Genomic DNA, 11,851 nt, shown 5'->3' with positions numbered 1-11,851 from the left:
CAGTTTTTATTGCTGAACTGCTGGTGTCGGCACCGCCTCGATATTGAAGGCGGCTGCCATCAGCGCTTTGGTATAATCATCTCTGGGCGCGCGGAAAATCTCCGATGACGGCCCCTGCTCCACGACCTTGCCGAAACGCATGACGATGACATCATTGGCGAGCGCCTTGACCACCCTCAGGTCGTGGCTGATGAAGAGATAGGCGAGATCGTGCTTCTTCTGCAGGTCGCGCAAGAGGTCCACGACCTGCGCCTGCACGCTCATGTCGAGCGCCGAGGTTGGCTCGTCGAGCATGACGAAGCGCGGCTTCAAGACCATGGCACGGGCAATTGCGATGCGCTGGCGCTGGCCGCCGGAGAATTCATGCGGGAAACGCCAGCGGGTGAGCGGATCGAGGCCGACTTCTTCGAGCGCCCAGCAGACGCGCTGGTCGCGCTCCTCGGCGGAGAGAGACCGCTCATGCACTTTCAGGCCTTCGGCGACGATATCCCCGACCGACATGCGCGGGCTCAGCGAACCATAGGGATCCTGGAAGACGACCTGAAGCTGGTTGCGCAGCGGCCGCATATCCGTGAATGAATAGCTCGCTATATCTTTTCCGACGAAGGAGATGCGCCCTTTCGAGGAGATGAGACGCGTCAGCGCCAGCCCGAGCGTGGTCTTGCCGGAGCCGGATTCGCCGACGACGCCGAGCGTCTGCCCGGCCCTGAGCGTCAAATCGATGCCATCGACGGCCTTCACGTGATCGACGACCTTGCGCATGAAACCGGCCTTGATCGGGAACCAGACCTTGATGTCATTGCCTTCCATGACAACCGGCTTGGAGGGGTCTGTCACCGGCGGTTCGCCGCGCGGCTCTGAGGCGAGCAGGTGGCGGGTGTATTCGTGCTGCGGACTGGTGAAGACCTCTTCCACCGGCCCGGTCTCGACGATCTTGCCCTTGGTCATGACGCAGACGCGGTCGGCAAATTTGCGCACGATGCCGAGGTCGTGGGTGATGAAGAGCATGGACATGCCATGCTCGCCCTTCAGCTTGCGCAGGAGTTCGAGGATCTGCGCCTGGACCGTGACGTCGAGGGCGGTGGTTGGTTCGTCGGCGATCAGAAGCTCCGGACGGTTGGCGAGCGCCATCGCGATCATCACACGCTGACGCTGGCCGCCAGAGAGTTCATGCGGATAGGCTTTCAGCCGTTTTTCCGGCTCGCGGATGCCAACCTGGTTCAAGAGTTCCAGCACGCGGGTGCGCGCCGCCTCCCCGGTCAGGCCCTGATGCAACGCCAGGATTTCGGCAATCTGCTTTTCGATCGTGTGGAGCGGATTGAGCGATGTCATCGGCTCTTGGAAGATCATGGTGATGTCGTTGCCGCGCACTTCACGCAGGTCGCGGTCGGAGGCCTTCAAGAGATCCTTGCCCTTGAAGAAGATCTCGCCGCCAGGATGACTTGCCGAGGGATAGGGCAGAAGCCGCAGCACCGAATTGGCTGAGACCGACTTGCCGGAACCGGATTCGCCGACGAGCGCGACGACCTCGCCCTTCCCGATATCGAAGGAGATGCGGTCGACGGCAAGCGACGTTTCGCCGCCCTGGTGGAAGGCGACCGAGAGATCGCGGACGGAGAGGAGTGTTTCACTCATTGGAACGTCTTTCTCGGATCGAAGGCATCGCGCACCGCCTCGCCGATGAAGATCAGCAGCGAGAGCATGATCGACATGGTGAAGAAAGCCGTCAGCCCGAGCCATGGCGCCTGAAGATTGGCCTTGCCCTGGGCGATCAGCTCGCCGAGCGAAGGAGAGCCCGGCGGCATGCCAAAGCCCAGGAAGTCGAGCGAGGTCAGGGTGGTGATCGAGCCCGAGAGGATGAAGGGCAGGAAGGTCAGCGTCGCGACCATCGCATTCGGCAGCATATGCCGCCACATGATGGTGTGGTTGTTGACGCCGAGCGCCCGGGCGGCCCGGACATACTCGAAATTGCGGGCACGCAGGAATTCGGCGCGCACGACGCCGACGAAGCCCACCCAGGAGAAGAGCAGCATGATGCCGAGCAGCACGAAGAAGCCGGGCGGCAGGATGGCGGCGATGATGAGCAGGATGTAGAGCACCGGCATCGAGGACCAGATCTCGATGAAACGCTGGAAGAGAAGATCCGTCCAGCCGCCGAAATAGCCCTGGATGGCACCGGCCGTCACACCGATGACGGCCGAGCAGATGGTGAGCACCAGGCCGAAGAGAACGGAAATGCGGAAGCCATAGATGACGCGGGCAAGAACGTCGCGGGCCTGATCGTCGGTGCCGAGCCAGTTGAGATTGCCGAGCCTGCAGCCGGGATCGTCGATGCCTTGCGGATAGGCCGAGCAGCGCTCCTCCTTCGACATCAGCCAGAAGGGCGGGGTCGGGGCCGAATGCGGGATGTTGGAATTGACCGACTGGTAGGAATAGCGGATCGGCGGCCAGATCATCCAGCCATTGGCATTGATCTCATCCGATATGACGGAGGAGCGGTAGTCCGTCTCGGCGAGGAAGCCGCCGAACTTCTCTTCGGGATAATCGATGACGACAGGGAAAAGGATCTCGCCCTTGTAGGAGGCGATGATCGGCTTGTCGTTGGCGATGAACTCGGCAAGCAAGCTGAGCACGAAGAGGACGAGAAACAGCCAGAGCGACCAGTAACCGCGCCTGTTGGCCTTGAAATTCCGCCAACGGCGGATGTTGGTCGGCGACAGCAGACCTTTCCGTGGAGGACGGACGGGCGCTGTCGTCGGGTTTGCGGCGACATCCATCAGACGTCCCTCCGCTCGAAATCGATGCGCGGATCGATCCAGGTGTAGATCAGGTCGGAGATCAGGCCGACGAAGAGGCCGAGCAGCGAGAAGATATAAAGCGTCGCAAAGACGATCGGATAGTCGCGGTTGACGACCGAGAGGTAGCCGAGGCGGCCAAGGCCATCGAGCGAGAAGATATTCTCGATCAGCAGCGAACCGGTGAAGAAGGCGGAGATGAAGGCGCTTGGGAAGCTTGCAATGACGATCAGCATGGCATTTCGGAAAACGTGACCATAGAGCACCTGCCGTTCATTCAGGCCCTTGGCGCGCGCGGTGACGACATATTGCTTCTTGATCTCGTCGATGAAGGAATTCTTGGTCAGAAGCGTCGTCGTGGCGAAGGATGCCAGCGACAGCGAGATCAGCGGCAGCGTGAGATGCCAGAAATAATCGAGCGGTTTCTGCCACCAGGCAAGCTGGTCGAAATTATCCGAGACCAGGCCGCGCAGCGGAAACCAGTCATAGAAGGAACCGCCGGCGAACAGCACGATCAGCAGGATGCCGAACAGGAAGCTCGGCACGGCATAACCGACGATGATGACGCCTGACGTCCAGACATCGAAGGAGGAGCCGTCCTTGACCGCCTTGCGGATGCCGAGCGGAATGGAGATGGCGTAGGAAAAGATCAGGATCCAGATGCCGAGCGAGATCGAGACCGGCAGCTTCTCCTTGATGAGATTGAGCACGGTCGTGTTGCGGAAGAAGCTCTCGCCGAAATCGAAGCGGATGTAATTCCACATCATTTCGCCGAAGCGGGTCAGCGGCGGCTTGTCGAAACCGAACTGTTTTTCGAGCTTGGCGATCAGTTCGGGATCGAGGCCCTGGGCGCCGCGATATTTCGAGCCTTCCTCGCCGCCGCCGCCACCAAGGAGATCACCGCCGCCGGAAAGGCGCTGGTCGGCGCTGTCGGCTTGGCCAGTCAACTGGGAAATCACTTGCTCGACCGGACCGCCGGGGGCGAACTGCACGACGATGAAGGAAATTGCCATGATGCCGACGATCGTCGGGATCATCAGGAGCAGGCGGCGAAGGATATAGCCCCCCATCAGTATCGAGCCTCGGGGGATATCTTCGCCTGCACGCCGTCCAGTCTATTGCCGTTCAATCTGCCAGCCTTCCCTTGCCGGCATGTGCCGGCCGTTTCATGATTCGCCGATGCCATTTGGAGCGCAGGCCTCTTCGCATTGCAAGTCTGCTCATTTCGCCGAAGTGGACCACCAGGCATCGGGGAAGCCGAGGCTGTATGCCGGAAACTCTGCCGGACGTGTCACGGTGTTCCAATAAGCAATCGAATAGGTGTCGCGGTAGAACAACGGAATGACATAGTGATTGGCGAGCAGCACGCGGTCCATGGCCTTGATGGCGGCAACCTGCTCATCTCGATTGGGGGCGAAGATAATCATGCGAACGAGCGCATCGATGGCCGGGTTGGCGATGCCGGCATAGTTGCGCGAGCCCTGCTGATTGGCGGAACCCGATCCCCAGTAGTCGGCCTGCTCGTTGCCGGGGTTCACAGTTTGAGCCCAGACATTCCAGATCATATCGTAATCGAAGCTGCGCGCGCGGTTGGTATATTGCGCGGCATCGACTGTGCGGACCCGCGCATCGATGCCGATCTTCTTCAGATTGGTGGCATAGGGCACCGCCCAGCGCTCAAGCACGGGACTCGACAACAATATCTCGAAACTCATCGGCTGGCCGCTCTTGGCATTGACCATGCGATTGCCCTTCAGCTCCCAGCCGGCTTCCTTCAGAAGGGAGATCGCCTTGCGAAGGTTGTCGCGGCTCTTCTGCGGATCCCCACCAACGGGATTGCTGTAGGGGGTCGTGAAGATATCCGCGGGAACCTGATCCTTCAGGCCCTGAAGAATTTCAAGTTCCCTGCCCTGCGGGAGGCCGGATGAGGCAAGATCGGTGTTCCAGAAGTAGCTGTCGATGCGCTTGTAGCTGTTGAAGGCGACGGTGCGGTTCAATTCCTCGAAATCGAAACCGTAGTTCAACGCCTCGCGCACCCGCTGGTCCTTGAAGATGTCGCGCCGCATATTCGGCACCAGCGCCTGCATGATGCCAGTGGAACGCAGGGGATTGGTGACTTCTTCCTTCTTGATGCGCCCTTCCTTCACGGCGGGGAAATCATATCCCGTTGCCCAACGCGCAGCAAAAGTCTCCTGCCAGTAATCGCTGTTACCGGCCCGAAACGCTTCGAACTCGACGTCCCGATCGCCATAATAGGTGTAGAGAATGTTGCGGAAATTGTTCTGGCCGACATTCACATTGAGGTCTTTGCCCCAATAATTATCCCGCAATTCGTAGCGGATCGTCGCACCAGCCGAGAAGGCGGCAATCTTGTACGGCCCCGAACCCATGACGGGCTCAAGCGTGGTCTTCGAAATGTCTCGCGGCTTGCCATCCGGTCCCGGTGCTTCCCACCAATGTTTCGGCACAATCACCAGTTGGCCGAGAATGTTTGGAAGCTCGCGATTGTTCTTCTCGTCGAAGGTGAATGTAACGTCCCGCTCGCCCGTCTTCTCGGCCTTGACCACGTGATGGTAGTAGTTACCGGCAAGCGGGTTCAGCTCCTTGGTCTTGTCGAAGCTGAAAATCACGTCTTCGGGCGTGACCGGCTGGCCATCAGCCCATTTCGCTTCGTTGCGAAGGCGAAAGGTCGCGCTCGAGACGTCGGGCGGGTAGGAGAGACCTTCAGCAAGCAGGCCATAAGAGACGAGGAGTTCATCATCGGCGGGCTTCAGCAGGGTGTCGTAAACCAGCGACAGGCCTACCGCCGTCTGGCCCTTGGCCAGCAAAGGATTGAAGGTGTCGAAAGTGCCGCTGGAAGACAGGCGCAAGTCACCGCCTTTCGGGGCATCGGGATTGACGTAGTCGAAATGGGTAAAGCCCGGCTTGTACTTCATCTCGCTGATGACCGAGCTGCCAATCTGGAACTGCTGATCCTGAGCCAATACAGCCGCAGGTATAAGCGCGCCCAGAAATCCTACCAGCACGCTGATTTTCGACCACGAAGCCACCATTCATTCTTCCCCTGTTATTAGCCTTCTCCGACAATACGAGAAATGCAGGCGAAAAACAGGAAAGACTTTGTTTTTTACCGGGCTCGCGAAATTTTGACCTGATCGCTCACGTGCAGGGCGTCACTTCCTCGAGACGCTTGCGCAACATGCGTCGCAGCTCCCCGACCAGCCGCGGATCACCCGAGCCATCGGGATCGTTGGCGGCTGCGACGACGATGCGCAGAAGCTCCAGGACGAGGGCGCCGAGGAGATCGACATCGCGCTCGACCGACGGTTCAGCATTCTTCAGGAGTGCAGTGATGCTGGCGCGAAGCTCCGCACGCGATTTCGCCTTGCGCTCCTTGGGCACATCGCGGCGCGCGGCGAGAGCGGGAAACTCCGGATGATCCTCGATGAAGCGGCCGAACCGCGTAAAAATCGCATCGCCGATCTCGGCAGCACTCCTGCCGCGGGTCTTCTCCGCGAGTTCGGCAAGGGCGCCGTTCAGCTGTTGCAGGCGGTCGATGTGCAGCGCTTCGGCAAGCAGAAGTTTGGTCGGAAAGAACTGATAGAGCGAACCGATCGAGGAATTGGCGGCTGCGGCAATCTCCGTCATGGTCGCGGCATCGTAGCCCTTTTCGAGAAAAACCCGAGCCGCCGCTTCGAGGAGAACAGCGACGCGCTCATGGCCGCGCTGACGTTTTGGCACACGGGTTTGTGGTTCAGGGCTTGATTTTTGTGAGGCTATCCTCGCATTTGTCATTGTGAGGACACCCTCATATTTTCCTTCCCTGGAGCTTCCCATGTCACTCTACGATCCAAAGACCACGGCACTCATTTCCATCGACCTGCAAGGCTTCATCGTCAGCCGGCAGCTTGCGCCCCATTCCGCCCAGCAGGTGATCGAGAATACCGCCGCGATCGCCAAAAAGCTGAAGTCCGAAGGCGGCACGGTGATCCTCGTTACAGTCGGATTCTCCCCGGACTATGCCGATGCTGTCAACCAGCCGGTGGACGAGCCGGCGGTTTTCCCCGAAGGCGGCCTTCCGACAGCCGCGCTTGCGGTTCCTTCGGAAATTGCTGCGCTCGAGGTCGATGTCCACATCGTCAAACATCAATGGAGCGCTTTTTATGGCACGGAGATGGATTTGCAGCTGCGCCGCCGCGGCATTACGACCGTGATCCTCACCGGTATCGCCACGAATTTCGGCGTCGAAGCGACGATCCGCGACGCGTATGCCCATAATTACGCCGTCATCGCCGTCGAGGACGCGATGAGCACCTTCACCGCCGACATGCATTCTCTTGCTTGTGAGCGTATCCTGCCGCGGCTTTCGCGGGTGCGCAAAACGGCCGAGATTCTGTCCAACGGCTAGGGCCTTTTGCGCGCCGCCTGCCAAAACATCGATTCACCAAAATTGCTTTTCACGGTAGATTCGATGCAAATCACTTCGACAGGCAGGTACGCATGGCTTTCGGCTTAGCTCAGGCTTTCAGGACTTTCGGCAAACTGACATTCGCCGGCGCAATGGGCGCAAGCCTTGTCGCCGGCGATGTCGGCGCCCAGCAAAAGACGCCGAGCCCCGGCAGCGCCAAGGCGATTTTCGGTTCCGAGAAATTGCCGACGCAGGGACCGGCGCAGCCGATCGGCTTTTACGCCAAGGGCTGCATGACGGGTGCCGAGGCGCTGCCGGCCGACGGGGCGACTTGGCAGGCGATGCGCCTGTCGCGCAACCGGCGCTGGGGCAATCCCGCGATGATTTCGCTTCTGGAAAAATTCTCGCAGGATGCGCGGGCCAGGATCGGCTGGCCGGGTATCCTCGTCGGCGATATTGCCCAGCCGCGCGGCGGGCCGATGGCCAACGGCCATGCCTCGCACCAGATCGGGCTGGATGCCGATGTCTGGTTTACACCCATGCCCTCGCAGCGCCTGAGCTACGAAGAGCGGGAAGACCTGCCCTTCACCACCATGTTGCAGAAAGACAAATTTCTGACCGTCGACCCGAAAGTGTGGAGCAAGCAGCGCGCAGAACTCCTGATGCTGGCGGCAAGCTATCCGCAGGTCGAGCGCATCTTCGTCAACCCGGCGATCAAGAAGAAAATGTGCGATACCTGGACGGGCGACCGCACCAATCTCGGCAAGCTCAGGCCCGAATACGGGCACGATTCGCATTTCCACATCCGCATGAAATGCCCTGTTGGTGCCAAGGGCTGTACAGGGCAGGCGCCGGTGGCAGCCGGCGACGGCTGCGACAAGTCGCTCGCATGGTGGTTTACGAAAGAGCCGTGGGCGGCACCGAAGCCCAGTGCAAAGCCGCCGAAGCCGCCGCGTGAAGTCATGGTCTCCGACCTGCCGAAGGCCTGCTCTGCCGTTGTCGACGCGCCGTCCATCGCCTCTGCGGAAGCCGGGACCTATGGCGGTCCTTCAGCGGCGAGTGCGCTGACGGCAGTCCCGGCGGCCGCACCACCTGTCGATACCAGCAGCGCGCTTCCTGCCGTCGGCCCGGTTCCAAGCGACAAGCCGGTCGTGCAATAGGCTGAACAGGCTAAACAGGGGGCGGACGGCTGTCTTTCAAATCACAAACGCCTGGTGTAGAAGCGGTCAAATCGATTGAATTACGTGCGTGGAGAACCCCGTTCATGGCCGGCGACAAATGCCTCGCATTGATTGCGCATGACCAGAAGAAGGACGACATGGCGGCGTTTGCCCGCCGTAACAGGGATCTCCTCTCCCGATGGAAAATCGTCGCCACCGGCACGACGGGCGGGCGCGTGCTCGACGCCGCGCCCGACCTTCACGTTGTCAGGCTGAAAAGCGGTCCGCTCGGCGGCGATCAGCAGATCGGCGCACTGATTTCCACCGGCGAGGTCAGTGCCCTGATCTTCTTCGTGGACCCGCTGACGCCAATGCCGCATGATGTCGACGTCAAGGCGCTGATGCGGCTTGCGATCGTCTACGACATTCCGATGGCGCTGAACGAATCGACAGCCGAAAAGCTTCTCCCTACCCTTAACGCCTGATCCCTCGGGCTACAGCACGGAACCGGCCATGACTGCATCCTCTACTCCCTTGCCCTTTCCGATCCTGATCGGCGACATCGGTGGCACGAATGCCCGCTTCTCCATCCTGACGGATGCCTATGCGGAGCCGAAGCAGTTTCCCAATGTCCGCACGGCCGATTACGCAACGATCGACGAAGCGATCCAGAAGGGTGTGCTGGACAAGACCTCCGTACAGCCGCGCGCCGCGATCCTGGCCGTCGCCGGCCCGATCAAGGCGGATGAAATCCCGTTGACCAACTGCCCCTGGGTAGTGCGGCCGAAGAGGATGATCGAGGGCCTCGGCCTCGTCGACGTACTCGTCGTCAACGACTTTGAAGCACAGGCGCTGGCGATCGCGGCACTCTCCGACGAAAACCGCGAGCGCATCGGCAATGTCTCGGGCGATATGGTGGCGTCCCGCGTCGTGCTCGGACCCGGCACCGGCCTTGGCGTCGGCGGTCTGGTTCACACCCAGTCGACCTGGATTCCGGTTCCCGGCGAAGGCGGGCATGTCGATCTCGGGCCGCGCAGCAAACGCGACTATGAAATCTTCCCGTATGTCGAAACGATCGAGGGCCGCATTTCGGCCGAGCAGATCCTCTGCGGGCGCGGCATCGTCAACCTCTACCGCGCCATCTGTGCGGCAGATGGCGTCGAGCCTGAAATGAGCGACCCGGCGGACATCACCTCGCATGCGCTTGCCGGCAGCGATAAGGTCGCCGTCGAAACCGTCTCGCTGTTTGCGACCTATCTCGGCCGCGTGGCGGGCGACATGGCACTGGTGTTCATGGCCCGCGGCGGCGTCTATCTCTCCGGCGGCATCTCGCAGAAGATCCTTCCGGCGCTGAAAAAGCCGGAATTCCGGGCAGCCTTCGAGGACAAAGCGCCGCATTCGGCCCTGCTGCGCACGATCCCGACCTATGTCGTGACGCATCCGCTGGCTGCTCTTGCCGGGCTTTCTTCCTATGCGCGGATGCCTGCAAACTTCGGCCTTTCGACGGATGGACGGCGCTGGCTGGCCTGAGCCTGAAGCATGGTTTCAAGGCGTTAGAGCGGCCTTTGTGCGCCCCCATGGGACGCACGGCGCTCTAGCCAAAGCCCCCTCAACTCTTTATAGAGCCCGCGCATATGCGTGCCGCGCCTGCGGCATGCGGCCCTGAAACAGGAAGCCTATTTTTGGAAGCCGCCGCCAGCAGAAAGCCACACGTCAACAGCGATACCGTGACCGGAATCCTGAAGCGCATCATTGCGGAAAACGGCCGGGACCATCTCTGGGGCTATGTCTTCGCGATCTCCTGCCTTGTCATCGTGGCACTTTCGACGGCATTTACCGCCTGGATCATGCGGGCGATCATCGACGAGGCCTTCGCCAACAGGCGCGCGGACGTCGTCTGGATCATCTGTCTTTCCATTTTCATCGCCTTCATGCTGCGCGGTTTTGCGAGCTACGGACAGGGTGTGGCGCTGTCGCGGATCGGCAACGACATCGTCGCCCGCTACCAGCGCCGGCTCTATTCGCACCTGATGACGCTTTCCGTCGGCTTCTTCAACGAGGCGCGCTCGGCCCAAATCGCGGCCCAGGTGAGCCAGAATGTCAGCGGCATCCGCGATGTCCTGAACCTCACCATCACCTCGACGGTGCGCGATCTCCTGACCTTCGTCTCGCTGATCGGCGTCATGGTGCTGCAGGATCCGCTGCTGAGCCTTGCCGTCTTCATTCTGGCGCCGCCGCTGCTTTATGCACTGCGCTACGTTTCCAAACGCCTGCGCTCGGCCACCCGCGAGGCCGTCGACCTCAACAGCCATGTTCTCGGCGCCATGCAGGAGACGATCCAGGGTATCTCCATCGTGAAGGCCTTCACGATGGAAGAAGCGCTGGAGAACAAGGTCAACAAGCTGATCGGCGCTGCCGAGGGCCGGGCGAACCGTATCGCGCGGCTTTCCGAGCGTACCTCGCCGCTGACGGAAAGCTTTGCCGGCTTTGCCGTCGCGAGCGTGCTTGCCTATGCCGCCTATCGCTCGATCTATCAGGGCGTGCCGCCGGGCGCCTTCTTCTCCTTCGTCACGGCGCTGCTGCTTGCTTACGATCCGGCCCGGCGCCTTGCCCGCCTGCAGGTGCAGATGGAGCGCGCCATCGTCAACGCCCGGATGATCTACGAGTTGCTCGACATGGAACCGCGCCAGCGTGACCTGCCGGATGCCAAGCCGCTTGTTGTCACCGAAGCGAAGATCGAATTCCGCAACGTCTCGTTTGCCTATGGCAATGAACGCGTGCTTGATGGCGTGACGCTGGCGGCCGAGGGCGGCAAGACAACGGCGCTCGTCGGCCCGTCCGGCGCCGGTAAATCCACCGTCATCAGCCTCATTCCGCGTTTCTATGATCCGAAGGAAGGCGAGATCCTGATCGACGGGCAGGATATCGCCCATATCACCAAGCAGTCGCTGCGCCGGCAGCTCGCCTATGTCTCGCAGCAGCCTTACCTCTTCGAAGGCACGATCCGCGACAATATCCGCTATGGCCGCCCTGAAGCCACGGACGAGGATATCGAGAAGGCAGCGCGGCTTGCCTATGCGCATGACTTCATCCTCGCGCAGCCGCAGGGCTACGATACGCCCGTCGGCGAAAATGGCGTGACGCTTTCCGGCGGCCAGCGCCAGCGGCTTTCGATCGCCCGTGCGCTGGTGCGCAACGCACCGATCCTGCTTCTCGACGAGGCGACCTCCGCACTCGATACGGAATCGGAAGCGGCCGTGCAGAAGGCGCTCGACGAAGCCATGACCGGCCGCACCGTTGTCGTCATCGCCCACCGGCTTTCGACCGTTGTGCGCGCCGACAAGATCATCGTGATGCAGCAGGGCCGCGTCGTCGAAGAAGGCAATCACGAGACGCTTGCGAAGGTCAGCGACGGTCTTTACGCTCGCCTCAACAATCTGCAGAGGCCTTCGGCTTCTGATTCATACTGATCGGGATGATGGACTGAC

At 60.9% G+C, this 11,851-nt stretch carries 10 protein-coding genes; 5 read left to right on the top strand and 5 right to left on the bottom strand.

Going from position 1 to position 11,851, the window contains the following annotated elements; all coding sequences use genetic code 11:
- Positions 1-6: 6 nt before the first annotated feature.
- The 5 genes from ACK9YZ_RS21740 to ACK9YZ_RS21720 all read right to left on the bottom strand — a co-directional run bounded on the left by ACK9YZ_RS21740 (position 7) and on the right by ACK9YZ_RS21720 (position 6,590).
- Complete coding sequence (locus ACK9YZ_RS21740) at positions 7-1,635, bottom strand: ABC transporter ATP-binding protein (protein WP_416065130.1); 1,629 nt, start codon at positions 1,633-1,635, stop codon at positions 7-9.
- Entirely contained in the window at positions 1,632-2,777 is a 1,146-nt protein-coding gene (locus ACK9YZ_RS21735; protein ID WP_416065129.1) for an ABC transporter permease, read from the bottom strand. The genes ACK9YZ_RS21740 and ACK9YZ_RS21735 overlap by 4 nt, the downstream gene beginning before the upstream one ends.
- Complete coding sequence (locus ACK9YZ_RS21730) at positions 2,777-3,865, bottom strand: microcin C ABC transporter permease YejB (RefSeq protein WP_416065128.1); 1,089 nt, start codon at positions 3,863-3,865, stop codon at positions 2,777-2,779. Before ACK9YZ_RS21730 ends, ACK9YZ_RS21735 begins: the two co-directional genes overlap by 1 nt.
- A gap of 150 nt (positions 3,866-4,015) precedes the next feature.
- Positions 4,016-5,848 carry an extracellular solute-binding protein gene (locus ACK9YZ_RS21725; protein WP_416065127.1) on the bottom strand — a complete coding sequence of 611 codons (1,833 nt, stop codon included), beginning with the start codon at positions 5,846-5,848 and terminating at the stop codon, positions 4,016-4,018.
- A gap of 106 nt (positions 5,849-5,954) precedes the next feature.
- Complete coding sequence (locus ACK9YZ_RS21720) at positions 5,955-6,590, bottom strand: TetR/AcrR family transcriptional regulator (protein ID WP_416065126.1); 636 nt, start codon at positions 6,588-6,590, stop codon at positions 5,955-5,957.
- A gap of 40 nt (positions 6,591-6,630) precedes the next feature.
- Here ACK9YZ_RS21720 and ACK9YZ_RS21715 point away from each other — a divergent pair, with 40 nt between their 5' ends.
- From ACK9YZ_RS21715 to ACK9YZ_RS21695, 5 genes are all read left to right on the top strand, one after another.
- The gene (locus ACK9YZ_RS21715) at positions 6,631-7,203 is read left to right on the top strand and encodes a hydrolase (RefSeq protein WP_416065125.1); all 573 of its coding nucleotides are present in this window, start codon (positions 6,631-6,633) and stop codon (positions 7,201-7,203) included.
- 92 nt (positions 7,204-7,295) lie between these two features.
- Positions 7,296-8,363: a penicillin-insensitive murein endopeptidase gene (gene mepA / locus ACK9YZ_RS21710; protein WP_416065124.1), complete on the top strand. Its 1,068-nt coding sequence runs from the start codon at positions 7,296-7,298 to the stop codon at positions 8,361-8,363.
- Between the two features lie 104 nt (positions 8,364-8,467).
- Positions 8,468-8,848: a methylglyoxal synthase gene (locus ACK9YZ_RS21705; RefSeq protein WP_216756558.1), complete on the top strand. Its 381-nt coding sequence runs from the start codon at positions 8,468-8,470 to the stop codon at positions 8,846-8,848.
- Between the two features lie 28 nt (positions 8,849-8,876).
- Positions 8,877-9,893, top strand: a complete 1,017-nt coding sequence (locus ACK9YZ_RS21700) for a glucokinase (protein ID WP_416065123.1) — start codon at positions 8,877-8,879, stop codon at positions 9,891-9,893.
- A gap of 152 nt (positions 9,894-10,045) precedes the next feature.
- Complete coding sequence (locus ACK9YZ_RS21695; RefSeq protein WP_416065122.1) at positions 10,046-11,833, top strand: ABC transporter ATP-binding protein; 1,788 nt, start codon at positions 10,046-10,048, stop codon at positions 11,831-11,833.
- Positions 11,834-11,851 lie beyond the last annotated feature (18 nt).

Source organism: Rhizobium sp. ZK1, from assembly GCF_047782645.1.
Lineage (GTDB): Bacteria > Pseudomonadota > Alphaproteobacteria > Rhizobiales > Rhizobiaceae > Rhizobium.
Note: the sequence above shows the minus strand (reverse complement) of the source record. Positions and strands in the feature narration are given on the sequence as shown.